Raw genomic sequence first — 22,364 nt, forward strand, 5'->3', positions numbered from 1 at the left:
TAAATGTTCGACCGCCAGGTGAGCGCCAGCGCCACAGTTTCCGATCAGCGCACGGAGCATATTTCAGGTCATACTGAACGTTTTCGGAAGGTACGAAAGGCCACCCTTGGCCTTGTCAAAGACCTGTCCAGCGAAGACATGAGCCTTCAGTCCATGGAAGATGCCAGTCCGTCCAAGTGGCATCTCGCTCACACGACCTGGTTTTTCGAAGAGCTTATCCTCAAGCCCTTTGCCAGCAACTATTCCTGCTTCAACGATCACTTCAACTATCTCTTCAACTCCTATTATGAGGCCATAGGCGACAGGCACCCGCGACCACTGCGTGGAATGCTGAGCCGGCCATCGAGTGATGACGTGATCGACTATCGTCATCATGTGGATGCAGCCATGACGCAGCTGCTCAGTGGTATCGACTCTGCTGATTCCGCCGAGACGTCGCAGCAAGTGCTGGCCCGTACTGAACTTGGCTGCCATCATGAAATGCAGCATCAGGAGCTCCTGCTCACTGATCAGCTGCATGCCTTCAGCCAGCATCCACTGCTCCCCCGGTGGGCACCTGAACTTCCCTTATCGAAGCCACACTCTGGTACTACTGCGTCTGCTATGCGTTGGGTCGGACATGCTGGCGGCATCCTGTCCTTCGGGGCCGACACAGCCAACGAATCAGCGACACCTGCGCGCGCGAAGGGGTTTGCCTATGACTGTGAGGGGCCGAGACATCAGCGCCTGCTGGAACCCTTCAAAATCGCGAGCAGACCGGTCACCAATCAAGAGTGGCTCGAGTTCATGGCTGATGACGGCTATCGAAACCCCGAGTTCTGGCTTTCAGACGGATGGGCCGCAGTCAAATCAGCGGACTGGAACGCCCCGCTCCATTGGCGCCAGGACGGAAATCGGTGGCTGCGTTTCACGCCCCATGGTGTGCGTGAGCTCGACCCACTCGAACACGTCTGTCATATCAGCTATTTCGAAGCGGACGCCTTTGCCCGCTGGGCAGGCGCGCGCCTACCAGATGAATTTGAATGGGAAGCAGTCGCCGCTGACCAGCCCTTGGAGGGACGCTTCCAGGAGAGCGGAATCTGGCTCCCTGAACGGTCGGAACATGATGCCGGCTCAGGCATCGAGTCGCTGTTCGGCAGTGTCTGGGAGTGGACCCGCAGTGCCTTTGCGGCCTATCCCCGTTTCAGACCCCTCGATGGCGCCCTCGCCGAGTACAACGGCAAATTCATGTGTGGCCAATTCGTTCTTCGCGGTGGGGCTTTCACCAGCCCCATTGACCTTATTCGCCCGACCTACCGGAATTTCTTCTATCCACATCAGCGCTGGCAGGCCACTGGTCTGAGGCTGGCCAAGGACGATTGAGCATGACACAAGCGGTATTGGACAGTGCAGTAACTGGCATCAGCGATGACCCCGCTACTGCCGAACTCCTGGCAGATGTGCTCGATGGCTTGAGCCAGCCACAGAAACGTCTTCCCAGTAAATACTTTTATGACCGCAAGGGCTCGGAGCTGTTCGAACAGATCTGCGAGCTACCCGAATATTATCCTACCCGCACTGAACTGGGCATGCTTGACGGCGTAGCCGCCGAGCTGTCGACACTGCTGCCGGATGTGACTGAAATCGTCGAGTTTGGCAGCGGCAACTGCACCAAAGTTGAAAAGCTGCTGAAGCATATGCCGGCAGTTCGACGCTATTTGCCGATCGACGTGTCCGAGACCTTCCTGCTCCACCACTGTGAACGACTCGACGCGCGTTTTCCCCGTCTTGATGTCGTACCAGTGGTTGGCGACTTCACCAGCACAGTCGATCTCGCGCCGGCAGAACAGCACAAACTTGAACCAAAGCGCCTGGGTTTCTTCCCCGGCTCGACGATCGGCAACCTGACCCACGACGAGGCCATCGCCTTTCTCCGCACGGCAGCAGATACGCTCGGTAGCGGCAACTATCTGCTCATTGGTGTGGATACACTGAAGTCACCGAGGGTGCTGATCCCGGCCTATGATGATTCGCAGGGCATCACTGCCGCCTTCAATCTGAACATACTCGAGCGCCTTGAGCGCGAGCTTGGCGCCGAAGTGGACATTACGCAGTTCGCTCATGAAGCACGCTTCAATGAGTCTGAGGGGCGAATAGAGATGCACCTCGTCAGTAAATCGGTGCAGTCTATTCGTCTCGCCCAGCATACCTTCGAGTTTGAACAGGGCGAGTCGATTCACACCGAAAACTCTCACAAGTACACCGACGAAGGCTTTTGCAAGCTAGCGGGGAGTGCAGGCTGGCGTTGTGAGACCAGCTGGCTGGATGAAAAGTCCCTGTTCAGCATGCATCTGCTTCAGGCCGTCTGATGCCGACCTGATCGTGCCGATGGTTCTCTAGAAATTGACAGTGGCACTGGCCCCGGCGGATACCAGAACATTGACCGGCGGCGTGAATGTGAGGTTTTCGTCGATCAGGAGATCATCGATATCACAAGTATAGGCGGCCGTGTACTCGCCGCCGGGTAAAAAGGCTGCCATGTAACTGAAAGTGCCATCACCATCGCCATCCGAGACGGGCACTGCCACCAGCGCGCCGCCAGAATTGGCGTTATAATCATTGACCACTACATTTGCTCGTTCAAATATGTAAATCACGCCGCCGAACAGTTGAGGATTGTCGCAGTGTGCCCTCACCAACTCGGTGTCGACCAGTCCACCGATGGCGCCGGCCTGAGCGTTATCGACAAGACGCAGCGTTGGTCGCAAAATATAGTCGCCAGTGCCCGACCCGGTACCAGTCAGCGTAACTGACTTCCGCAAATCAAAGTCGATGGTAAAGTCGCTCTGGCCATTGGCCAATATGGAAAAACCACCCACCAGCTTCAGGCCGGTCTGAGCGCCTGACGGGACTGTCAGATTGTATTGCCCCCCAAGGTTATCTTTGACAAACAGGCTACCGGTCTCTTCGCTCAGATCCAGTCGCAGCCATGAGTATTTACCAGCAGGCAACTCGATAGCCTCGACCAGCGATATGGTGTCACCGTTCTGCAGCGTCAACAGATCCAGCCGTCGCGGCTCTGGAAAGACGATGTCATGTCGCTGCCCGTCAGCCGACTGGAATGCGAGGCCGGTAAAGGTGAGAAAAACAGAGAGGAGGTTGTCGACTGGAGCATCGGTCAGGCTGAGTGACAGGGTGCCCGTAACGTCCGAGCGAGCATCACTGCCATTATTGCACCCTGCTATCATGGCGCTCAGGAGGGCCAGGCCGACGATATTCGAAGTCTTCCGTTTCATGCTTCGCTCCACCGAATGGTAGCCGGATCCGGTATCGACCAGTCAGCTGTGATCGATTCTACAACTGCGCCTGCAAGAGCACCGTCACGAAACGTTACCGTTCGTTGTGATCGGGTGACCTGTCAAAGTCAGTCTCCCGCAGACTCGCCATCAGATCAGCAAACAGGGCTGAACCCGCCATCACTTCCGCCAGACTACCTTCAGCGTCCACTCTGCCGTCCTTGAGCACGATGATATGGTCGGCATACGGCACCACGGCGAGGCGGTGAGCCACGATGAGTACCGTGGCTTCGCCGCGCAGTCCCACCAAGGTCTTGAGAATGGCTGCCTCGGTCAGGGCATCGAGCGCAGAAGTCGGTTCGTCCAGCAGCACCAGGGACGGTTTCGCATACAATGCACGAGCGATGGCCAGCCGCTGCTTCTGGCCCATCGACAATCTGACCGCGGCGCCCTCGCCTACCGGCGTCCGATCGCCTTCGGGTAGCCTGTCCAGTACTTCCTGCAGCTGGCTCTGTTCATAGGCCCGCTGCAGGCTTGGCTCATCCAGTGGTCTGCCGAACAATACATTGTCGCGCAGACTTTCAGAGCGGATCAGCACATCCTGGTCTACCAGCGCAGAGCGGGCGCGCAAGCTGGCGGCATCGATCGCCGCGTGGCTGGTATCGTTCCAGAATACCTGTCCACGGCCTGGGTTGATATTATTCAGGCAGACATCGATAAAAGTACTCTTGCCGCTGCCCGTAGGGCCCACCATCACCGTCAGTTTACCGCCTGGCAGACGGCAGGTGACATCCTGTAACGCTGCGGCCGGTCTGACAGCGCCTTCTGAAGCAGGATGATGGTAGGTCACCGATTCGAAGCGAATGTCCGGTGGACCCGCCTCGAGCGGTTTCAGACGTCTGGCCGATACCGGCTGGTCCGGCAATGACAACAGATAGCTGATGCGGCTGGCAGCTGCACTGGTCTCGACCCAGCGCATGCCAGCCTCGATCATCGAGGCAGAAGACAGCCCTAGCAGACCGAAGAAATACAGCAGTGACAGCTTGCGTGAACCTGCCGTTGTCGAGGTCGCCTGCATGGCCTCGACACTGCGGTCGGTAAAGATCAGGAAGATGCCCACGAAAGCCACAAGCGAGACCACGGTCAATACATTCGTCAGCAGCCGCTTGCGAAGAATGTTCAGGAGGCTCTGCAACACCGAGCTGTTCGCCGTATTGAAACGGTAGCTGTCCGATGGCGCAGCATCGTAGGCGCGAATGATGCGCATGGTAGACAGTGTTTCCAACAGATAGTTACTCAGCTCGCCACGTCGGTTTTCCGCAGCGAGGGAGGTCTGCCGCAGACGCGAACGACGCACCAGCAGTGTGATGACCAGGGCAAAGACCACAGCCAGGAAGAGGCCCAGCTGCCAGTCGAGAAACAGCACGCTGACGAAGGCGGCCACGAAGAGAAAGGCGTTACGCATCAATATCGAGGCATTGCTTGTGAGAAAGGCATGACAGGTGGCCAGGTCGCCAGACATTCTCTGTTGCACATCGCCACCATGCAGACGGTCGATCTGCTCGGTCGGCAAGCGATGCAACTTGGCGTGAATGGCTGCTCGCACATCCGCCGCAATGCGTTCGCCTACCGAGGTGACAGCAAAATACCGCAGCAGCACGATCGCGTAGACCGCAGCGCCAATCATTATGACCGGTCTGGTCGGGAAGCCGTCGTGGGAAGCGGCGAGCAAGAGACCAATCGCCACCATGGCCAGACCAGTCAGAATCCAGGTCAACAGAATGGCGAGCAGCCAATACCGGTATGGCCGGAAAAAATCCAGCAGTGCAGCGCCGGGCCGCAGTGTAGCTTCAGAATGCATGGGACCTCAAACTCAGGGGACGGCAATGAATGATGGCTGTGCAATAGCATTGAGATCTGCTGACGATAAAGCACCAGCTTTCACCGGACTTACTTCGACTTAGTCATACACATCTGTGCAAGGCCGACTATAGTAGTTCAATATAAGTGAGGGGCCAGCCTAAAGAGATACTTACGCGGAACTCATGATATTTTACGGCAGCTACCGTCCCTATAGTCAGCTTGAGCAGTCCAATGGCGATGTCCACTCTACCAGATCCCAGCGGTCACCGGCGCCGTCCGGCCACACACCTGCGACAAAGCGGGAAGATCGCTACCAGCGCGATCGTTGTCATTGCCTTTTTGCTATGTGCGACGCTGACGGGGCTGCTGTACTTCCAGGAGAAGGGAGACGCCGAGCAGTATGCCGAGCTGCAATTTCAGCGCCGGGTCGAACTGCGCACGGTACTGATCGAAAAGGGCATGATGTCCTACGAAAAGCTACTTTTGGGCGGAGTGGGCCTTTTTGCTGCCGACGCTTACATCAGCGTCGATGACTGGCGTCGCTACGTTGAAACAGCACGACTGGAGAAAAATTATCCCGGCGCTCAAGGCCTCGGATATGCCCCCTACATACCGACCGATGAACGGGGGCGCTTCGAGCGCAATCAACGCAACGCTGGCGACGATGATTTCGTTATCTGGCCGGAGACTGACCAGCCCTTTTCAGCGCCAATCATGCTCCTGGAACCGTCTAACCTTCGCAATACGCGGGCCATAGGCTACGACATGTACGCCGAAACCACGCGGCGCCGGGCAATGAACCGCGCCCGCGAGCTGGGCCGCCCCATCATGTCTGACACAGTGACGCTGGTCCAGGAGACCATGGTCGATACTCAGTTGGGCTTTCTTGTCTATGCGCCGGTCTATTCCGACACTGAAGGCAGAGCCTTCGACGGCGCTGGTTTCACCAAGCCAATGCGCAAGAATCAGCTCCGCGGCTTTGTGTTCAGTCCTTTTCGAATGAACGATCTCATCTGGGGCATCATGGGTGAAGACAATTTTCGCCTGCTGCGCCTGCAGATTTTTGATGGCCAAAGCGATCAGGGCAAGCTGATCTTCGACAGTCTCGACTCTACCCCTGGCGATGATATCGCTCAGGACGCCGCACAGACCGGGTTGCCGGAGGCTGTGACTGAGGAGCCTAGCTACGTCCATGCATCGCGCTTCCGTTTTGCCCGAAACAATTGGACCCTGAAGTTTTCATCCCTGCCTTCGTTCGAGTCGTCGGTAGTGATCACACGACCGAGGTTTATCCTCGTCGGTGGCCTGTTCATTTCTGCGCTCGTGGCCATTATCCTGGCTTACTGGTTCGCATTGCGCCAGCGTGCCACCACCCTGGCTATCGTCAATGCTTCACTGCAGTCTGCGCTGATCAGGCAGGCACAGGCCGAGAAGGAACTGAACCGCTTCTTCAATCTGGCGCCTGACGTGCTCTGCATTCTCGATAGCTCTGGTCTGTTTCTCAGAATCAACGCGGCGACCCGACTTATTTTTGGCTGCGATCCGGTTGCGCTGCTGAATAAGCCGTTTTCCAATGTGCTGCATTCAACTGAGCATGAATCTCTCAGCACCCTTCTGGACAAACTGCGCGACAAGCAGGACACACCGCTGACCGAGGAGTTCCGCACGCACGGACCCAATGGCAGTGAACTCATTCTCGAATGGGCCTTTATCGCCGTGCCGGAGCACAATCAGATCTACGTGGCTGGTCGAGATGTCACGGCGCGTCAGGCCGCACTCGTGGCCAAACGTCAGTTGATTGCCGCCATGGAAAGCACTTCGGACATCATCTTTTTCTGTGATGAGACCGGCTATATCAGCTACCTGAACTACCGGGGCCGAGCACTGATCACACCGGCGACCATCGACGCCTTCACCGCTGATGTCTTTGCCTCCGACGCCTTACCGGACATGGATTTCAATATCTATGATTTCACCCCGCCCTGGGCGGTGAGCGTGCTCAACTCCGAAGCCTTTCCCTACGCCACAGCTCATGGCGGCTGGCGAGGTGACATCTCCATATTGATACAGGGGGGCCGTGAAGTACCGGTCGCTCTCGTGCTAGAAGCCCATTACAGCCCGGATGGCAGTGTCGAATTCTTTGCCGGTAATATGAGAGACATCAGCCGCCGCAAAGCCATCCAGGCCGATCTGGAACGCAAGGCCTATCACGACGAGTTGACCGGGCTTATCAACCGGCAGGGCTTCAACGAACGGCTCGAGCGGACTATCGCCGACGCCCAGGAACACAACGTCCAAAGCGCCCTGCTTTTCATCGACCTCGACCATTTCAAGATCGTCAATGACAGCTGCGGCCATGCAGCAGGCGACGAGGTGCTCATTCAGTTGTCCCGGCTGTTCAGCCAGCAGATTCGGGATCGCGACACACTTGCCAGACTTGGCGGCGACGAGTTCACCGTCATCCTGGAGCATTGCCAGGTCAAGGACGCGCTTCAGGTGGCCCAGGGCATTGTGCAGGCCGCCAGTGATTTCCGCTATTTCAGCCAGGGTCAGAGCTTCCGCTTCGGCACCAGTGTCGGTCTCGTGCCGATTGACCGGAAAAACGGCAACGCCAAGCAGATCATGACGGCGGCTGACGAAGCCGCCTACAAGGCCAAGTCCAATGGCCGGAGCCAGGTTGTCGTCTATGAGGGGGGCGACAGGGAGGGTGAGCAGCTCCAGGTCAACACCAACTGGAAGCAGCGCCTGCAACTGGCCTTGCGACATGACCGCTTCACCCTGCTCTATCAGCCTATCGTGGCTGTTGACGCGGCTTCTTCCGGGATTCGGCTTCGCGAAGTACTGATCAGACTGAACGATGAAAGCGAGCTGATTTCTCCGGCAGCATTTCTGCCCGCTGCTGAGCGCTTCGGTCTCATTTCAGCAATAGATTACTGGGTTATCGAGACCGTAGTGTCAAAGCTTCAGCAGCAGGATCCTGAGCAGCGCAATGGCGAAATCTATGCTATCAATCTCTCCGCCCAGAGCCTGGGCGAAGCGAATTTCGCAGATCGCGTCATTGCACTCGTGGCGGAACGCGGTGTGGATTCAAGCGCCCTGTGTTTCGAGCTCGCTGAAAATACGGTCCTGCAAAACCCTGATACCAGCCGTCAGTTCATCCAGCGAATGAAAAGCTTTGGTCTCCAGATTACCCTGCAGCATTTCGGCATGAGCATCAGCGAGTTCGCCAACCTGCAGCAGCTCGGCGTGGACTTCCTGAAAATCGACAGCTGGTTCATCGAGAAGATGCTCAGGAGTCCGCTGGACGAGCAAAGCGTGCGCTTTGTCAACGATGTGGGCCATACCATGGGCCTCAAGACCATTGCTGGCGCCGTTAGTGACAAGGCCATCGAGACACGCCTGCGAGAACTGGGCGTCGATTTCCTGCAGGGCTATCAAATGGGTGAGCCAGGCCCGGACGAGATCTAGCGACTCGTGCTCACTGGCTTGTTCAATCAGAAATCCCGTATAGTCATCTCAAGTGTTTACAACAACAAAACCGAGGTGACCAATGCTCTCACTGTCCGTGCTCATCGACGAAGCTGCACGGAGTTTTCCTGACAAGACCGCCATCGTCTGTGGCGATACCCGCCTCACTTTCAGGGAACTCCAGTCCAGATGCCATCAATTGGCCAACGGTCTTATTGCCGCAGGCCTTCGCCCTGGTGATCGGGTGGCCCTGAGCTGTCCAAACGTACCCTGGTTTCCCCTGGCCTATTTTGCCATCATCAAAGCCGGCTGCACCGTTGTCCCGCTCAATATTCTGCTCAATGCAGATGAAGTGGCCTATCATCTCGAAGACAGTGCTGCCAAAGCCTATATCGCCTTCGAAGGCAGTGAGGATGTGCCTATCGGCCGCACCGCGGTTGATGCTTTCAGGAAGGCTCAGGACTGCAAACACCTTTGGCTGATCGAAAGCGGCCAGACACTTGTCAGCGATGCCATTGGCTCTGATGGCATTGCCAGTCATACCAGCTTGATGGAGGCATCGAATGAGCTGCCGCATGTCGATAGCGAGGCCACCGATACGGTGGTCATCCTGTACACCTCAGGCACGACCGGCAAACCCAAGGGTGCCGAGCTCACCCATGCCAATATCCTGCTGAATGCCATCATGTTCGGTCGTCTGAGTGAAGCCGTAGCGGACGACAGACAGCTGATCACCCTACCCCTGTTCCATACCTTCGGTCAGACCGTGCAGATGTGTGGCAGCCTGCTGAACGGCAACACGATGGTACTTGTTCCGCGCTTCGATCCAAAGGCTGTAGTCGATCTCATGATTGCCGAGAAGATCACGGTCTTCTGCGGAGTACCGACCATGTACTGGGCACTGCTCAACGGCGTCGACATCACGCCTGAGCAGGTCGAGAAGATTCGCGGGCACCTCAGACTCTGCGGCAGTGGTGGTTCATCCCTGCCGCTCGAAGTGCTCAAGGGCTTTGAGGAGAAATTCGATGTACCGATACTTGAGGGCTACGGCCTGTCGGAGACTTCGCCGGTAGCCTGCTTCAACCTCCTCAGCCATCCTCGCAAGCCCGGCTCCGTTGGCCTGCCTATCTGGGGCGTGGAGGTGAAGATACTCAATGACGCTAACGAGGCCATGCCAGTGAATGAGCACGGTGAAATCTGCATTCGTGGCCACAATGTCATGAAGGGGTATCTGAACAAGCCAGACGCCACAGCGAAGGCTCTGAAAAATGGCTGGTTTCATACCGGGGACGTTGGCTATATCGATGAGGAGGGCTATATCTTCATCGTCGACCGCTTGAAGGACATGATCATCCGCGGAGGCTATAACGTTTATCCAAGAGAAATTGAAGAGGTCCTGTTAACACATCCTGCCATCTCACTGGCTGCCGTCATCGGCGTACCTGACACCCAGTATGGTGAAGAGGTGAAAGCCTGTGTGATTCTCAAGGACGGCCAGACCGCATCGACCGAAGAGCTGGTCGCCTGGTCGAAGGCGCATATGGCAGGCCACAAGTACCCTCGCCAGTTCGATATTCGTGACACCCTGCCAATGACCGCCACGGGTAAAATTCTAAAGCGGAAACTACTTGCCGAACTCGAGAGCTGATGAAATTGCAGGCATGAAAAAACCGCCAGCTGGCGGTTTTTTTGTCCTGAACGCCGGGAGTACTCTCCACGGCGAACAGTCGGTGGCGCTTAGGCGTTTGCCTTCCGCTCCTTGGCTTCAGCAATGACCTGCTCTGCAACGTTGTTCGGGCATGGCAGATAATGCGCGAATTCCATTGAGAACTGACCACGGCCAGAGGTCATTGTGCGCAGGTGTCCGATATAACCGAACATCTCGCTCAAAGGCACCTCAGACTTGATACGCACACCAGTGGCACCTGGCTCCTGCGCCTTGATCATGCCACGACGTCTGTTCAGGTCACCGATGACGTCACCGACGTGATCTTCTGGCGTGAACACGTCAACCTTCATGATTGGCTCCAGCAGTTGTGGGCCAGCCTTCGGCATGGTCTGACGGAAGGCTGCCTTGGCAGCAATTTCAAACGCCAGCGCTGAGGAGTCAACCGCGTGGTACGCACCGTCAAGCAGGATGACCTTGACGTCCAGGACCGGATAGCCGGCCAGAGGACCTTCGCCCATCATCATCTTGAAGCCTTTCTCGACCGCAGGGATGAATTCCTTCGGAACGTTACCGCCCACAACCTTGGACTCAAACACATAGCCTGTGTTCTGCTCGCCCGGCTCGATGATGTAGTCGATCTTACCGAACTGGCCTGAACCACCAGACTGCTTCTTGTGCGTGTAGCTGTCTTCGGTACGCTTGTTGATCGTTTCACGGTAGGCCACCTGAGGCTTACCAACGACAAGCTCTACACCGTAGGTCCGCTTGAGGATGTCGACCTTGATATCCAGGTGAAGCTCGCCCATGCCCTTGAGGATGGTTTCGCCGCTGTCTTCGTCAGTCTCGACCTGGAAGGTCGGATCTTCTGCGACCATCTTGCCGATGGCAATACCCATCTTCTCTGAACCGCCCTTGTCCTTCGGTGCAACAGCGATAGAGATAACCGGCTCCGGGAACACCATTGGCTCGAGCGTGGCAGGATTCTTCGGGTCGCACAGGGTGTGACCGGTCTGCACGTTCTTCATACCAACGATCGCGATGATGTCGCCAGCCTGTGCTGAATCGATCTCTTCACGGGTATTGGCATGCATTTCAACCATACGCCCAACGCGCTCAGTCTTGCCTGTAAAGGCATTCATGATCGTATCGCCTTTGTTGATCTTGCCAGAGTAGATACGAACGAAGGTCAGGGCGCCGAAGCGGTCATCCATGATCTTGAACGCCAATGCGCGAAGTGGTTTGTCAGCATCAACGATGGCGAACTTGCCAGTCTCTTCACCAAGCTCATCCACTTCTGGCTGCGGCTCGACTTCGGTCGGGCTTGGCAGGAAGTCGATAACACCGTCAAGAACCAGCTGCATGCCCTTGTTCTTGAAAGCGGAACCACAGAATGTCGGGAAGAAGTCCAGCTTGATAGTACCCTTGCGAATACAGCGCTTGAGTTCGTCTTCGGTTGGCTCTGTACCGTCGAGATAGCTTTCCATCAGCGCATCGTCCTGCTCAACAGCAGTTTCAACGAGCTTTTCACGCCATTCGGCAGCTTGAGCCTTCATGTCTTCAGGAATGTCTGTAATCTCGAAATTCTCTGGCATGCCGGTGTTATCCCAGACATACGCCTTCATATCCAGAAGATTGACAACGCCTACAAAGTTTTCCTCACGGCCGATTGGCAGGGTAATCGGCAGCGGACGGGCACCGAGAACCTCTTCGATCTGCTTGACGACGCGGAAAAAATCGGCTCCGAGACGGTCGAGCTTATTGACGAAGATAACGCGAGCCACTTCAGACTCGTTCGCATAGCGCCAGTTGGTTTCTGACTGTGGCTCAACACCGCCAGAACCACAGAAGACACCGATACCGCCATCGAGAACTTTCAGCGAGCGATAAACCTCTACCGTGAAGTCGACGTGACCAGGTGTATCGATCACGTTCAGCCGGTGACCATCCCAGTAACAGGTCGTTGCAGCAGACTGGATCGTAATACCACGCTCCTGCTCCTGCTCCATGAAGTCAGTCGTCGCTGCGCCGTCGTGCACCTCGCCCGTCTTGTGAATACGACCAGTGAGCTTGAGAATTCGTTCAGTGGTAGTCGTTTTGCCTGCATCGACGTGTGCAAAGATGCCGATGTTTCTGTACTTGGATAGATCAACCATTAGCGTGCTCTTCTGTATAGTATTTGGACGAGGACGTTTTCGAGGGCCGGTATTGTAAACTAGACTGGGTCAAGTTCCAATGTCTTCAGGCTGGCCGGCCGAATTCGTTTCAATAGCTCCGGATCATCGACCAGCGATCCTCCGAAGGACGGGATAATTTCCCTGAGCCTGTTTTGCCAGGCTTCAGTCGCCATCCGCTTTGGAAAGCAGCGTTCGAGAACATCTATGATAGTCTGAGTTGCGATGGACGCGCCAGGCGATGCGCCCAACAATGCGGCCAGCGAACCATCTGCTGATGCCACAACTTCAGTTCCAAACTCGAGTTTGCCACCGTCTACCGGATCTTTCTTGATAATCTGCACCCGCTGCCCGGCCTCTGCCAGGTGCCAGTCATCGTCGCGGGCCTCTGGAAAGAAGTTTCGCAGGGTGTTGACACGGGACTTCTGCGATTGGAAGACTTCACCCACCAGATAGCGGGTGAGATCAAAATTATCCATGCCAGCGTGCATCATCGCCTTGATGTTGTCCCGCTTCATCGAGGAGAAGAGGTCGAATATCGAGCCTTTTTCCTTTGTAAATCGCATGGTGAAGCCTGCAAATGGTCCGAAGAGCAGTGCTGACTTGCCATCGATAATACGGGTGTCGAGATGCGGCACAGACATCGGTGGCGCTCCGACAGCTGCCTTGCCGTAGACCTTGGCGTAGTGCTGCTTCACGATCTCTGGCTTGGTACAGACCAGCCACTGTCCGCTGACTGGGAAGCCGCCATAGCCTTCGGCTTCGGTGATATCCGATTTCTGCAACAGCGGCAATGCGCCGCCTCCAGCGCCGATGAATACGAACTTGGCTCGAATCTCACGCGCCATGTTCTTGCGATGATCGTCGACCATGACCGCCCAGTGATCTTTCCTGCGGGTGATGTCCTTGACCGAGTGGCTCAGCAGCAGCGAGAAATTATCATGCGCCTTGAGGTGCTTCGCCATGCCACGCGTCAGTGAACCGAAATCGACATCTGCGCCATAGGGCACTCGGGTCGCCGCGACGCGCTGCATGGGATCACGGTTATTCATTACCAGCGGCATCCACTCGCGAAGCGTTCTCGGGTCATCCGAATATTCCATGTCCGCGAACAGATGATGTCCGCTCATGATCTCGTAACGCTTGCGCAAAAATGCTACGTCCTTGTCGCCCCAGACAAAGCTCAGGTGTGGCGCACGGTTAATGAAGGAGCTCGGACGCGGCAGGATGTCCTGCTTCACCATGTAGGACCAGAACTGCTGGGAGACCTCGAAGGCGGCATTGATGTTGACGGCCTTCTTGATATCAATCGAGCCATCTCTCGCCTGTGGCGTGTAATTCAGCTCGCAATAGGCGGCGTGACCGGTACCGGCGTTGTTCCAGCCATCAGTACTTTCATGAGCGACATGATCGAGACGCTCCACCATGGTTATTTTCAGATTGGGATCGAGCAATTTGAGCATCATGCCCATCGTGGTGCTCATGACACCTGCCCCAATCAGCAATACATCAACCGTATTTGCCGTCATTCAGTCACTGCCTCCGATAAAACAGTCTTGTAGCCATGGTCTGGTTGACCGGGCCCAGTTTTGATGGCGCGTATCCTATCACACAAAAATCGTCTAGATGAGGTGAACTTTCACTCAGACCGCGCTTCGAACATCTTCTCCCACCCTGGGGGTGAAAAACCCGTGCTCGCCCTGCCCTTCTGAACCAGCACAGGCCGCTTGATCATCGTCTGGTGCTCTGCCATCAGGGCTACCAGCGCAGTCTGCGCAGCGGAATCCTCCGGACTGGCGATGGCGGTCTCGACTACACCCCGAGCCGCTTCATCCAGCGCTCGCCAGCTGCTGCTTCCCCGATTGACGAAGGCGGCGGCACCGATCTGGTCGATGAGCGATGCCAGCTCGGCGCTGGACAATGGCTGCTGTCGAACATCGCGGAAATCATAGTCTACAGATCGACCCTCCAACCAGCGTCGGGCCTTTTTTACACTGTCGCAGTTGGGTATGCCCATGATGATCGGGCCCCGTGCTGATGATGCCATTGATCTATCCTTTACTGAGAGGCGCTCAGGGTACCGCGTGCATCGCTTCGGTGCACCAGGTATGGCGACCAGGCGCTGTCCGGCGAGGATCGCCACACCTGCTCATGCAACCACAACATCGACTCCCGATCCTGCAGCAGTGAGGTCACTTCACTCCGAGTCATTGCGCCAGCCCCGTGCAACAGGCAGCGGCGTCGAAGCGTAGCCAGCACCGTCGCCTTGATGCCACCGCGATGATGATGCCCCAACAGACGATGAACGTGATTGATTTCCGGGTCGATGACCGCCTGAACGAACCGACCACCCCTCACCGGCCGCAGCTTGGACGGTGTGACCTTGGGCAGAATTCGCTCCAATTCCTCCCTGTCGGCTTCCTCGGGGGTGTGGAAGAAGCCATGCCGGTGCAGAATACCACCAAGCCTGACCTGGCTACTGAGTACCGAGGTCGGTGCAGCCAGTATCAATGGAATTGCGACTGGCAGCGACCACCAGAAAAAGGCGGTGTCCAGCCAGTAGGCAAAGGCGGCCCAGGCGATGGCCAGCAATGAACCCGGTGCCTGATGCACGATCGCATCGCGCCAGCGAAGCTCATCCGAGCGGTTCTGACCGGCCCACGAAAGCTTGAGGTTGAACAGACCCTCGATGACCGAACGGGTGTGGCTCAGCATCCGCACAGGTGCCAGCAGAACGCTGAGAATGATCTCGCCAAGCACACTCTTGAAAGCGGAACGCAGACCACCGAAACGTTTGACCTCTCCCTGCAGTATGGCGTCGAGCAAGGCCAGCAGCTTTGGTGCGAACAGCAGACCGGCAATCAGTGCCAGCAGCCATACTGCCTGGTCCGGCTCCCAACGGGGCCAGAGCGGATAAGGGCTGTAAGCGTCTGGAAAATAATCAATTGGCAACAGATAGAGTCTCGCGGCAGCGATCGTGGTCAGGACCAGGAAGCTGAACCAGATTGGAGACGTGACATACGACATGATGCCGTTGAGGAAGGCGAGCCGATGGGCGAGTTTCAAGCGTCGCGCGCCGAGCATGATCCAGATATGCTGCAGGTTGCCTTTCGCCCAGCGCTTATCCCGCGTCAGCTCGTCGACCAGCGATGGGGGTGACTCCTCATAGGAGTGGGTCAGTTCTGGCTCAAGCCAGACCTCATACCCTGCGCGCCCCATATAGGCGGCCTCGACAAAGTCGTGACTGGTAATCGGCCCCTTGAACAGGCCAAAGCCACGCAGCTTTTTCAGACCACAATGCTGCATGAAGGCATCGACGCGAATAATGGCGTTATGCCCCCAGAATACAGCCTCGCCAAGCTGCAAACCCGCCAGGCCGCTGGTAAAGATCGGCCCGTACAGGCGATTGGCAAACTGCTGCGCCCTGGCAAAAACGCTTCGCGCGTTAATCAGTGAAGGCGCAGTCTGCAGAATGCCGACTCTGGGATTCAGCTGCATGAGCTGCACCATTTTCGTCAAAGTTTCTCCGGCCATGAGTGAATCGGCGTCGAGCACGACGGCATAGCGATAATTCTTGCCCCAGCGTCTGAAGAAATCGGCGACGTTGCCACTCTTGTAGTTCTGGTTCAGCGGCCTGCGTCTGTAGAACAGCTTGCCGCCAGCATTCAGCGACTGGGTGAGGTCGTACCAGGCCGCCTGCTCCGCAAGCCAGACCTCTGGATCTCGGCTATCGGAAAGGATATAGAAGTCGAAATATTCGAGTGCTCCCGTAGACTCGATAGACTTGTAGACGGCAGCGAGGCCACCGAGCGAGCGATCCACCGGTTCATTGTAGATGGGCATCAGCACGGCCGTTTTGGCAAAGGCGGCCTGCGAGCGCTGCCCTTCAGTCGAGGATCCCATGAGCGAATGCGGATCGCCACCGCGCAGTCTCAGAAGAAAACCAAAGACGCCCAACCAGAACCCTATGGATATCCAACAGAACAGAATGGCGAAGACGACAATGATAGCGATTTCCAGGCCATCGTCACCGCGATATGGGAGGAGATTTTTCAAGAGCACAGCTGCAAAAACTGTCTGAATAACCACTAATGACGTCAGCACGAGACGTCGCAGCGCCACGACTATTGTCCAGCGTCGTTCGTGAGAGGCCTTGGCAGAATCAGTCATAACCAATGCTGCCGCGATTCAAGGGGGGCGTGGGCTCTGCTGCGGGCGGCAGCTGATGACTGAACCGGCTGTCGAGCTCATCGATGAGCAGCGCCATCATTTCGGCACTGGAGGCCGCTTCGAGCGACCGCGCCACGATGCCGAGCACCTGCTGTCTCAGCTCGAGATTGAAATCAACCCGACGCGATTTGAGATAGGAAATCGCGACACTCAGCGCATACTCACTGATTTCGAGGGACACAGGGTGGTGCCCCCGGCGCTCGTCACTGGCGGCGCCGGTCACATCCTGATTGGCGTTCACTGCGCAAGGCTCACTGCTTGCCGAGGATAGTGTTATTCCACGGCAGGCGATAAGTCCAGGTCTCGGTCAGTGCAGCGCCGTCAGCTTCACGCTTCAGATAGGCTCGCAGGTTGAGCGCCTGATTGACTGCGGGCTTCGCCAGTATCGACAAGCGCCACTGCTGAGTCGCCTGGTTGTACTGCACATAATGTTCGATCACTTCGGTGCCACCAAACCCGGACACCTGACTCAATACCTTGGCATCTGAAGGAAGTTCCGAGAGCGACCCGCCTTCGAAGTCTACAATGAATCGATAAGCCCCTTCACTGTCGCCACCACCAATACGATTGCCGTCACCCACGAAAGTATGGCGGGCCTGTCCGGTATTGACGTCCTCGATATCATCAAAACCGACGATGACGTCGTAGGAAAAGCTGAATTCAGAGCCTGCCTTGACCGCCTGGCCGGGTTTCCAGAACGCCACGATATTATCATTCGTCTCATTACTGGTAGGCAGTTGCGTCAGGACAATCGACCCCTTGCCCCAGCCCTCCACGGGTCGCACCATCATGCTAGGACGCTTTTCATAATGCGCCTCCATGTCACGGAACTCATCGAAATCGTCTGCACGCTGAATCAGCCCGAATGCGCCGACATTGTCGGTGGCAAAATAGTCCATCTCCAGCCCCACCGGGTTCAGCAGGGGGCGCCAGAGCCATTCACCGCTCAACCTGTCCTGAATCAGCAGACCGTCAGAATCATGAACTTCGGGTCTCCACTCACCAGTAGGCCGAGTCATGTTCTCGCCATAGAAATACATGCTTGTCAGCGGCGCGACGCCCAGGAGCTCGATATCGGTGCGCGGGAACAGTACATTCTGCACCCGAATGATTGTTCGTTCCCCAGGCGTAATCACAAACTTGTAGGCGCCAGCGATGCTCGGTCCATCGAGCAGTGCATACACCGTCATCGACTCGGCATCGGCGGCAGGCGGCTCCATCCAGAACTCTGTAAATGATGGGAACTCTTCGCCTCGCGGTAGCCCTGTGTTGACAGCGATTCCCCGCGCCGATATCCCCCAGGCATTCCCTGTAGCCACAGCCCGAAAATAGCTGGCACCGGCGAATACCATGAACTGATCCTGCAGGTCGGCCTTATTGATTGGATGCGTCAGCTTGAAGCCGGCATAGCCGAGATCGTGAGGCACCTTCCTTTCAAGCTCCGGATCGCTGAAGTTGAACCATTCGCGCTGAAAGGACAGCGGCTTTTGTTCACCGTTTTCAACGATGTTGATCTTGACGCTATGCTGGTAGAACAGGCCCGGTGGAATAAACATCACTTGAAAAGGCAGCGACCGATCCTTCCACAGACTTTTTTCAGGGTTGAATCGGATATTCTGATAATCCTGATAGCCGAGATCCTGCATGAATTCAGGAATCTCCTCAGGCGCCTTGTAAGAAGCTTTCGCAGCCTTTTCAGCCTTGCCGATCACTTTTGCGAACAGTGGATCAGCCGCGTAGCTTGCACGTCCTTCACTTCGGCCATTGCCATCAGCTGCGACAGGCAGGCGCTGAGCTGGTGAAGCCTGATCTGAGACCACACTCGCCTTCTCGGACTTCTCTGCTGCGACTACGCTCGGGAGATAGTGGATGCTGCTGTAAACGGCCAGCCCGATGGCGGCCGAACTCATGAGGGGCAGTACTGCTTTCTTCAACAAACCCTGGTGCATCTTGAGTCCTTTTAGGATGGCTTGATTCTTCTTCCGTCTGAACTATCGAATTTGGTTCAGTTGCCAGTATTACGATCTCGCCCTCTCCACAGATTGCTGGAGCACACAGTTTATATGCTACAAGCATGCCAGCGGAAGTCCGCCTCGGCGATCCGCGCGGTGCCGAGTCGAACACTATGGTCAGGCGGTGCTGTGAACGCTTACACTGGCGGGAAAGGGAGTACGAAATCCAGAGCGGGACAGCTGCCTGGCTAACAAGAATTCGACAGGAGAGAACCAGCAATGCAAGGCGACCAGAAACTGATCCAGAGCCTCAACGGCATTCTGACTTACGAACTCACGTCCATCAATCAGTACTTCCTCCACGCCAGGATGTTCCGCCATCTAGGTCTCGAGGCCCTGAACGGCAAAAGTTATAGCAAATCGATCGAAGACATGAAACAGGCCGATCGGCTGATCGAACGTATACTCTTCCTGCAAGGGCTGCCTAACCTGCAGAAGCTCGGCAAGCTCAGCATAGGCGAACACCCTGAGGAAATGCTGCGGGCAGATCTCGGCTTTGCTGTGGCCCAGCTGCCCTTGCTTCGCGATGGCATCAGTCTCTGCGAAGTCAGTAGAGACTTCGTCAGCCGCGACCTGCTTGAAGGCATTCTGCACTACGAAGAGGAACACATCGACTGGATTGAAACGCAGCTATCGCTGGTCAGCACCATCGGCATCGAGCGCTATCTGCAATCACAGATGTCTTCAGACTGATAACAAGGACACTTCGTCATGAAAGGTAACGTCAACATCATTTCTGCGCTTAACAGGCTTCTGGCCAACGAACTCAGCGCCATTGATCAGTACTTCATACATGCCGAGCTGTATCTGGACATGGGGCTGAACAAGCTGCACGAGCATAGCACCCACGAATCCGCCCACGAGAAATTGCACGCGACCGAGCTCATTCAGCGCATCCTCTTTCTCGAAGGACAGCCGGACCTGGAGACTCGCGATACCCTCCTCGTGGGCAGTACGGTCGAAGAAATGCTGCATAACGACCTTACGGTTGAATACAAGGTTGCCGACATGCTTCGAGAGACCATGGCGCTTTGCGAGCGTGAACAGGATTTCGGGACTCGAAGAATGCTGGGCGTTCTGCTGGAGGATACGGAAATGGATCACGCGTACTTTCTTGAGCGTCAGTTAAGCCTGATCAAGTTGATAGGTGTGGAAAATTACATGCAGTCACAGATGGCTGCACAGGCTTAACACGAAGCTAATTGACAACAATTCTCATTATCACTACATTACGTACATAGCTTGAGGAGATCAGTTATGTACGTGTGTGTTTGTGCTGGTGTGACCGATAGAATGATTGAAGCTGCCGTCCGGGATGGCACCAGGCGAATGAAGGATATTGTCGAGACCTTTCAACTCGGCAAAACCTGCGCCACCTGTGTCGAAATGGCCCAGGACATCATGCAACAGTCGATCAACAACCTCGATCTCGCTTACGACCTCATGAGCCAGGAACCGGCGCAGTTGCCTGCGTATGAAAACAATCTCCAAATGAGCGCCTGAGAGGCGCTCGACGAGACTCCGCCTATTCTGCTACGGATGACGGCCCCGCTGCCAGCGCTGCCCAGATCAGACTCAACCACGCCACCATCAGGCACATACCGCCAGCCGGCGTTATCTTCAATACCGACTTCGCGTCCATGATGAAGGCAGCATAGATACTGCCTGAAAACATCAGGGTTCCCAGCACGAACAGCCCACCTGAAAGCCCCAGCCTGAACACCAGCATCGGATTCAGTGGCGTGAGCATGGCCAGAGCCAATGCCAGCAGCGTCACAGCATGCACCTGATGGTAGCGCACCGCTGTCATCACGGAGCGAAAGGCCTCGTCGTCAATCCGGACTTTCAGACCATGTTCGGCATAAGCTCCCATCGCGATCGCCGTGCAGCCGAGCACAGCTGCCAGTATCAGTAAAAGCATGGGCTTCAGAGCTCCAGATCCTTGTCGGTAATAGCCCCTTCGGACGCCGACGACACTGTATGAGCAAACTTGGCCAGCACGCCACGGGTGTACTTAGGCTTGGGCTTGCGCCAGGCCTGCCTGCGGGCTTCGAGTTCGGTCTCACTGACATCCATATTGAGCGTGTGGGATTCAGCATCGATGGTGATGGTATCGCCATTCTTCACCAGGGCAATTGGGCCACCGACACAGGCTTCAGGCGAAATATGACCCACGACGAAGCCATGTGTTCCGCCGGAAAAGCGGCCATCGGTGATCAGCGCAACGTCATTGCCAAGTCCCTGCCCCATGATGGCACCGGTATGACTCAGCATTTCCTGCATGCCTGGCCCACCCTTCGGGCCTTCATAGCGAATGACGATCACCTCTCCCTTCTTCACCTTGCCATCGAGAATGCCCTTGAGTGCCTTTTCGCCCGAATCGAATACTCTTGCCTTGCCGGAAAACCGGAGTCCTTCCTTCCCTGAAATCTTGGCCACCGCGCCTTCTGGAGCAAGCGAGCCTTCGAGCATCACCAGATGGCTGTCTTTCTTGATCGGCTTGTCGAGGCTATAGATGATCTTTTGACCTTTTGGATAATCCTTGACGTTTTTCAGGTTCTCCGCCAGCGTTTTACCCGTTACAGTGAGGCAGTCGCCATGGAGAAGGCCAGCCTTGAGCAGGCGCTTCATCAGCGGTTGAATGCCGCCGATCTCGATGAGATCAGACATCATATATGCCCCGCTCGGGCGGAGGTCTGCCACAACAGGGACCTTCTTGCCGATTCGGCTAAAATCCTTGAGGGTCAGTTTCACACCTATCGAGTGCGCCATGGCCAGCAGGTGCAGCACAACGTTGGTGGACCCGCCCAGCGCTATGCTGACGGTGATGGCATTTTCGAAGGCTGCCTTGGTCATGATGTCCTTCGGCGTAATCTGCTTCTTGATCAGCTGCACCACGGCTTCGCCGGCCCTGCGACAATCGTCCGCTTTCTCATCGGAAATCGCTGCCTGGGCGGAGCTATTCGGCAGACTCATTCCCAGCGCCTCGATGGCTGAAGCCATCGAGTTGGCGGTATACATGCCGCCGCAGGAGCCTGGACCGGGAATCGCTTTCGATTCGATCTCATGCAGCTCTTTTGCGTCGATACGGTTTGAGCTGTAAGCGCCAACGGCTTCGAACACTGACACGATATCGATATTTTTGCCGTCATGGACGCCTGGCAAAATCGTGCCCCCGTAGACGAAAACCGATGGCCGGTTGAGTCTCGCCATGGCCATGAGACAACCGGGCATATTCTTGTCACAACCGCCTATGGTCACCAGACCATCGTAGCCCTGGCAGGCGATGACGGTTTCGATCGAGTCTGCAATGACCTCGCGGGAGACAAGGCTGTACTTCATACCCTCGGTACCCATCGAGATACCGTCTGAAATGGTGATGGTATTGAAGATGACGCTTTTGCCGCCAGCCATGTCAGCACCTTCGCCAGCGAAATCCGCGAGCTTGTTGATGTGCATGTTGCAGGGCGTCACCATGCTCCAGGTCGATGCGATACCCACGACAGGCTTGCTGAAATCATCTTCGCTGAAACCGACGGGGCGTAACATGGCGCGGCTGGCAGCGCGCGATACACCATCGACAATCGACGATGAATGGCGGCGGTTTTCGGTGGAAGGGTTATCCTGGCTGCGGGTTTTATTGGTCATGGCACTCGTCTTCTGGCTGAAACAGCCC

Annotated in this window: 17 protein-coding genes; 7 read left to right on the forward strand and 10 right to left on the reverse strand. The window is 56.2% G+C overall.

The window, feature by feature from the left end; all coding sequences use genetic code 11:
- The first annotated feature begins 3 nt into the window (after nucleotides 1-3).
- Nucleotides 4-1,362: an ergothioneine biosynthesis protein EgtB gene (gene egtB, locus ABD735_RS08080; RefSeq protein ID WP_344805151.1), complete on the forward strand. Its 1,359-nt coding sequence runs from the start codon at nucleotides 4-6 to the stop codon at nucleotides 1,360-1,362.
- A 2-nt stretch (nucleotides 1,363-1,364) separates the two neighbouring features.
- Nucleotides 1,365-2,348, forward strand: a complete 984-nt coding sequence (gene egtD, locus ABD735_RS08085; protein WP_344805153.1) for an L-histidine N(alpha)-methyltransferase — start codon at nucleotides 1,365-1,367, stop codon at nucleotides 2,346-2,348.
- Nucleotides 2,349-2,375: 27 nt separating this feature from the next.
- Here egtD and ABD735_RS08090 read toward each other — a convergent pair whose 3' ends face one another.
- The gene (locus ABD735_RS08090) at nucleotides 2,376-3,275 is read right to left on the reverse strand and encodes a DUF4382 domain-containing protein (RefSeq protein ID WP_344805155.1); all 900 of its coding nucleotides are present in this window, start codon (nucleotides 3,273-3,275) and stop codon (nucleotides 2,376-2,378) included.
- A gap of 94 nt (nucleotides 3,276-3,369) precedes the next feature.
- A complete protein-coding gene (locus ABD735_RS08095) occupies nucleotides 3,370-5,136 on the reverse strand; it encodes an ABC transporter ATP-binding protein (protein ID WP_344805158.1) in 1,767 nt (588 codons plus the stop codon).
- A gap of 233 nt (nucleotides 5,137-5,369) precedes the next feature.
- Between ABD735_RS08095 and ABD735_RS08100 the strand changes: the two genes are divergently transcribed.
- Both ABD735_RS08100 and ABD735_RS08105 read left to right on the forward strand, forming a co-directional pair.
- Nucleotides 5,370-8,606 carry a bifunctional diguanylate cyclase/phosphodiesterase gene (locus tag ABD735_RS08100; protein ID WP_344805160.1) on the forward strand — a complete coding sequence of 1,079 codons (3,237 nt, stop codon included), beginning with the start codon at nucleotides 5,370-5,372 and terminating at the stop codon, nucleotides 8,604-8,606.
- 82 nt (nucleotides 8,607-8,688) lie between these two features.
- Nucleotides 8,689-10,254, forward strand: coding sequence for a long-chain-fatty-acid--CoA ligase (locus ABD735_RS08105; protein ID WP_344805162.1), 1,566 nt, complete (start codon nucleotides 8,689-8,691; stop codon nucleotides 10,252-10,254).
- Between the two features lie 89 nt (nucleotides 10,255-10,343).
- On the opposite strand, the gene fusA is transcribed toward ABD735_RS08105, so the two are convergent.
- The 6 genes from fusA to ABD735_RS08135 form a co-directional block, all read right to left on the reverse strand.
- Nucleotides 10,344-12,428, reverse strand: coding sequence for an elongation factor G (fusA, locus tag ABD735_RS08110; RefSeq protein ID WP_344805164.1), 2,085 nt, complete (start codon nucleotides 12,426-12,428; stop codon nucleotides 10,344-10,346).
- Nucleotides 12,429-12,487: 59 nt separating this feature from the next.
- Entirely contained in the window at nucleotides 12,488-13,975 is a 1,488-nt protein-coding gene (gene mqo / locus ABD735_RS08115) for a malate dehydrogenase (quinone) (protein WP_344805166.1), read from the reverse strand.
- A gap of 110 nt (nucleotides 13,976-14,085) precedes the next feature.
- Nucleotides 14,086-14,493 (reverse strand): ArsC/Spx/MgsR family protein, encoded by a 408-nt coding sequence (locus ABD735_RS08120; protein WP_344805168.1) that lies wholly within the window; start codon nucleotides 14,491-14,493, stop codon nucleotides 14,086-14,088.
- A gap of 11 nt (nucleotides 14,494-14,504) precedes the next feature.
- Nucleotides 14,505-16,616: a glucans biosynthesis glucosyltransferase MdoH gene (mdoH, locus tag ABD735_RS08125; protein WP_344805170.1), complete on the reverse strand. Its 2,112-nt coding sequence runs from the start codon at nucleotides 16,614-16,616 to the stop codon at nucleotides 14,505-14,507.
- Complete coding sequence (locus ABD735_RS08130; RefSeq protein ID WP_344805172.1) at nucleotides 16,609-16,917, reverse strand: hypothetical protein; 309 nt, start codon at nucleotides 16,915-16,917, stop codon at nucleotides 16,609-16,611. The genes mdoH and ABD735_RS08130 overlap by 8 nt, the downstream gene beginning before the upstream one ends.
- A 10-nt stretch (nucleotides 16,918-16,927) precedes the next feature.
- Entirely contained in the window at nucleotides 16,928-18,625 is a 1,698-nt protein-coding gene (locus tag ABD735_RS08135; RefSeq protein WP_344805174.1) for a glucan biosynthesis protein G, read from the reverse strand.
- A 282-nt stretch (nucleotides 18,626-18,907) separates the two neighbouring features.
- Between ABD735_RS08135 and bfr (ABD735_RS08140) the strand changes: the two genes are divergently transcribed.
- The 3 genes from bfr (ABD735_RS08140) to ABD735_RS08150 all read left to right on the forward strand — a co-directional run bounded on the left by bfr (ABD735_RS08140) (nucleotide 18,908) and on the right by ABD735_RS08150 (nucleotide 20,191).
- A complete protein-coding gene (bfr, locus tag ABD735_RS08140) occupies nucleotides 18,908-19,381 on the forward strand; it encodes a bacterioferritin (RefSeq protein ID WP_344805176.1) in 474 nt (157 codons plus the stop codon).
- An 18-nt stretch (nucleotides 19,382-19,399) separates the two neighbouring features.
- A complete protein-coding gene (gene bfr / locus ABD735_RS08145; RefSeq protein ID WP_344805178.1) occupies nucleotides 19,400-19,879 on the forward strand; it encodes a bacterioferritin in 480 nt (159 codons plus the stop codon).
- 66 nt (nucleotides 19,880-19,945) lie between these two features.
- Nucleotides 19,946-20,191, forward strand: a complete 246-nt coding sequence (locus tag ABD735_RS08150; RefSeq protein WP_344805180.1) for a (2Fe-2S)-binding protein — start codon at nucleotides 19,946-19,948, stop codon at nucleotides 20,189-20,191.
- A gap of 22 nt (nucleotides 20,192-20,213) precedes the next feature.
- Here the strand turns inward: ABD735_RS08150 and ABD735_RS08155 are convergent, their stop codons facing one another.
- Entirely contained in the window at nucleotides 20,214-20,609 is a 396-nt protein-coding gene (locus tag ABD735_RS08155) for a DUF423 domain-containing protein (RefSeq protein ID WP_344805181.1), read from the reverse strand.
- Nucleotides 20,610-20,614: 5 nt separating this feature from the next.
- On the reverse strand, nucleotides 20,615-22,336 hold the full coding sequence (gene ilvD / locus ABD735_RS08160) for a dihydroxy-acid dehydratase (RefSeq protein WP_344805183.1): 1,722 nt from the start codon (nucleotides 22,334-22,336) through the stop codon (nucleotides 20,615-20,617).
- Nucleotides 22,337-22,364: the final 28 nt, after the last annotated feature.

It is taken from the genome of Allohahella marinimesophila (genome assembly GCF_039538005.1).
In the GTDB taxonomy this organism is placed as follows: Bacteria; Pseudomonadota; Gammaproteobacteria; order Pseudomonadales; family Oleiphilaceae; genus Allohahella; species Allohahella marinimesophila.

Excerpts from the sequence above, each read along its gene's own strand:
- egtB (WP_344805151.1), top strand. The coding sequence starts at position 4 with ATGTTCGACCGCCAGGTGAGCGCCAGCGCCACAGTTTCCGATCAGCGC.
- egtD (WP_344805153.1), top strand. The coding sequence starts at position 1,365 with ATGACACAAGCGGTATTGGACAGTGCAGTAACTGGCATCAGCGATGAC.
- ABD735_RS08090 (WP_344805155.1), bottom strand. The coding sequence starts at position 3,275 with ATGAAACGGAAGACTTCGAATATCGTCGGCCTGGCCCTCCTGAGCGCC.
- ABD735_RS08095 (WP_344805158.1), bottom strand. The coding sequence starts at position 5,136 with ATGCATTCTGAAGCTACACTGCGGCCCGGCGCTGCACTGCTGGATTTT.
- ABD735_RS08100 (WP_344805160.1), top strand. The coding sequence starts at position 5,370 with ATGGCGATGTCCACTCTACCAGATCCCAGCGGTCACCGGCGCCGTCCG.
- ABD735_RS08105 (WP_344805162.1), top strand. The coding sequence starts at position 8,689 with ATGCTCTCACTGTCCGTGCTCATCGACGAAGCTGCACGGAGTTTTCCT.
- fusA (WP_344805164.1), bottom strand. The coding sequence starts at position 12,428 with ATGGTTGATCTATCCAAGTACAGAAACATCGGCATCTTTGCACACGTC.
- mqo (WP_344805166.1), bottom strand. The coding sequence starts at position 13,975 with ATGACGGCAAATACGGTTGATGTATTGCTGATTGGGGCAGGTGTCATG.
- ABD735_RS08120 (WP_344805168.1), bottom strand. The coding sequence starts at position 14,493 with ATGGCATCATCAGCACGGGGCCCGATCATCATGGGCATACCCAACTGC.
- mdoH (WP_344805170.1), bottom strand. The coding sequence starts at position 16,616 with ATGACTGATTCTGCCAAGGCCTCTCACGAACGACGCTGGACAATAGTC.
- ABD735_RS08135 (WP_344805174.1), bottom strand. The coding sequence starts at position 18,625 with ATGCACCAGGGTTTGTTGAAGAAAGCAGTACTGCCCCTCATGAGTTCG.
- bfr (WP_344805176.1), top strand. The coding sequence starts at position 18,908 with ATGCAAGGCGACCAGAAACTGATCCAGAGCCTCAACGGCATTCTGACT.
- bfr (WP_344805178.1), top strand. The coding sequence starts at position 19,400 with ATGAAAGGTAACGTCAACATCATTTCTGCGCTTAACAGGCTTCTGGCC.
- ABD735_RS08150 (WP_344805180.1), top strand. The coding sequence starts at position 19,946 with ATGTACGTGTGTGTTTGTGCTGGTGTGACCGATAGAATGATTGAAGCT.
- ABD735_RS08155 (WP_344805181.1), bottom strand. The coding sequence starts at position 20,609 with ATGCTTTTACTGATACTGGCAGCTGTGCTCGGCTGCACGGCGATCGCG.
- ilvD (WP_344805183.1), bottom strand. The coding sequence starts at position 22,336 with ATGACCAATAAAACCCGCAGCCAGGATAACCCTTCCACCGAAAACCGC.